General features: G+C 69.7%; 2 protein-coding genes. Both read left to right on the top strand.

What is annotated here, in order from left to right; genetic code table 11:
- Positions 1–711: ATP phosphoribosyltransferase regulatory subunit (locus EON91_RS14510; protein WP_292096127.1), on the top strand; the 711-nt coding region annotated here is incomplete at its 5' end.
- Positions 708–1,210, top strand: a 503-nt coding sequence (gene hisG / locus EON91_RS14505) for an ATP phosphoribosyltransferase (RefSeq protein WP_292096125.1), incomplete at its 3' end; no start/stop codon positions are given. The genes EON91_RS14510 and hisG, both read left to right, overlap by 4 nt.

Below are 1,210 nucleotides of genomic sequence, written 5' to 3'. Positions count from 1 at the left end.
GCAACCGGCGCCACCGTCCGCTTCGGCGACGTCGCCATCTATCACGCCGTGCTCGCAGCCCTCGACCTGTCGCCGCAATGGCGCGACCGCCTCCGCCGCGCCTTCTCGCGCCGCAAGGGTCCGCGCGAGCTGCTCGAAGCCGCCGCCAGCAATCAGGCCCAGCCCACCGGCGCTGTCGCCCGCCTCGGCTCGCTCGCGCCTGCTGAGGCTGCGCGTGGCGTCCAGGACGAACTCGCCAAACTCGGTGTCGAGCCCGTCGGCCGCACTGTTGAAGACGTCGCCGCCCGCCTGCGCGAGAAAGCCGCCGACGTGGCCCCCGCAGCCGCCGTCGCCAACGCCCTGACCAGCTACCTCAAGCTCAACGCCCCGGTCGCAGACAGCCTTGGAGCCCTGCGCAGCTTCGCTGCCAGCACTGGCCTCGATCTCTCCGCCGCGCTCGACGCCTACGCCGAACGCCTCGCCCTGATCGCCAGGCACAAGCCGCCCTTCTGGGCCGACGCCGTGTTCAGCGCTGAATCCGGCCGCCGCTTCGAATACTATGACGGCTTCGTCTTCGAACTCGCCCGCGAGAACGCCGCCGACCGCCCCATCGTCTCCGGTGGCCGCTATGACGGACTGATCGCGCGCCTCAGCGGGGGCAAGCGCCACGCCAGCGGCATTGGCGCAGCCCTTCGCGCTGATCGCCTCGAGACAGGGAAGGGCGCCCGCTGATGACCTCCCTGATCCTCGCCGTTCCGTCCAAAGGCCGTCTCAAAGAGCAGGCTGAAGAGTTCTTCGCCAAGGCCGGCTTCCGCATCGAAGCCATCGGCGGTGCGCGTGGCTACTTCGCCCGCATGGCCGGCTTGCCCGATGTCGAAGTCCGCCTCCTGTCCGCCAGCGAGATCGCTGCTGGCGTTATCTCCGGCGACATTCACGTTGGCGTAAGCGGTGAAGACCTGCTGCGCGAACAGGCCGGCGATCTCGATCGCGTCGTCCACCTGCTGGTGCCGCTCGGCTTCGGCCGCGCCGATCTCGTCGTCGCCGCTCCCAAGAGCTGGCTCGACGTCGAGACGATGGCTGACGTCGATGACGTCGCCGCGCGCATGGAAGCCTCCACCGGCCGCAAGATCCGCGTCGCGACCAAGTACGTCCGCTCGACGCGCCGCTTCTTCACGGAAGAGGGCGTCGGCCACTACCGCATCGTCGAGAGCGCGGGCGCTACGGAAGGCGC

This window comes from Brevundimonas sp. (assembly GCF_004210735.1).
GTDB lineage: Bacteria > Pseudomonadota > Alphaproteobacteria > Caulobacterales > Caulobacteraceae > Brevundimonas.
Note: the sequence above shows the minus strand (reverse complement) of the source record. Positions and strands in the feature narration are given on the sequence as shown.